Annotated in this window: 1 pseudogene; it reads left to right on the forward strand. The window is 68.8% G+C overall.

Annotated features, from left to right (window positions below):
* Positions 1–1,305, forward strand: a pseudogene (locus D2K64_RS23600) (hypothetical protein); the annotation flags it as partial.

Below are 1,305 nucleotides of genomic sequence, written 5' to 3' on the forward strand. Positions count from 1 at the left end.
ACGGATCAGAGCGGCAAGAAGGTCACCCTGGACAGTGCCATCGGCGTGGGCGGCAGGGGCGGCATCGGGGGTGACGGCGGCGACGCGGTCGTGATCAACTCCGGCACCATCATCACCAATGGCGGACTTGCCGCCGGCATCGTGGCGCAGAGCATTGGCGGCGGCGGCGGCATGGGCGGCACCTCGGGCGCCAAATCCGCGACCGGGGATTCCTCCAGCACCGTTCTATCCGTTCCCATCGCCGTCGGCGGCCAGGGCGGCGCGAACGGCAACGGCACCTGGGCGAGGGTGACCAATAATAGGGGCGGCCTCATCCAGACCATGAGCCACGACGCCATCGGCATCATCGCGCAAAGCATCGGTGGTGGCGGCGGCATCGTGAAGACGCTGTCCAGCGATGCTTCCGACAACGCCGGCGGCGCAGCGTCGGCCACGGGCGGCGACTACAGCATCAATGTCAGCCTGGGCGGCAGCAACGCGAATACGAACCATGCCGCGGAAGGCATCGGCGGCTCGGTCAGCGTGGAGAATGACGGCACGATCCTGACGGCGGGCCGCAACGCCTACGGCATTCTGGCGCAGGCCGTCGGTGGCGGCGGCGGCCTGGTGCTCGGCGGCAAGCCCGCCAATGGCGCCGGCGCGCTGGGTACCACGGCGACGGTGCACGGCGACGGCCATGACGTGACGGTCACCAACCTCGGGAGCATCTCCACCAAGGGAGACGGGGCGGTTGGCATCTTTGCCCAGAGCATCGGCGGCGGTGGTGGCATCGCCGGTGACACGGGGCAGACGCAGTTCCTGACACCGTTCAACCAGAGTAGTCAGCGATCCGGCAATGGCGGGCCGATCGTCGTCAACATCGGCACCGCGGCGCCGAACTCCGACAATTCCGGCGCAACCGTCTCGACTACCGGCAACAACGCGCCGGCCATCCTGCTGCAGAGCATTGGCGGCGGCGGCGGCCGGGTCAGCAACAACCAGGGTGCCTTCAACGGCTCCACAGGGGGCGTGGGCACGGGCAACACGGTGGCGGTCAACGTCTACGGTACCGTCTCTGCGACCGGCGGCGCTTCCCCCGGCATCTACGCGGCGTCGGAAGGCGGTAGCGGTGGCAGCCCGATCACCATCACCGTCGCGAATGGCGCCACGGTCTCCGGTGGCCGCGACTGGAACGCAGGTGACGGCACAGGCGCGGGTATCGCCGTCGACAGCGGATCGGGAAGCGCCTCAAACCCGAACATCATCGCGAATTCCGGCACCATCACCTCCGTCGACGGCACCGCCGGGACCGCCATCACCAACGCG

It is taken from the genome of Teichococcus vastitatis, assembly GCF_003604215.1.
GTDB classification, from domain to species: Bacteria; Pseudomonadota; Alphaproteobacteria; order Acetobacterales; family Acetobacteraceae; genus Pseudoroseomonas; species Pseudoroseomonas vastitatis.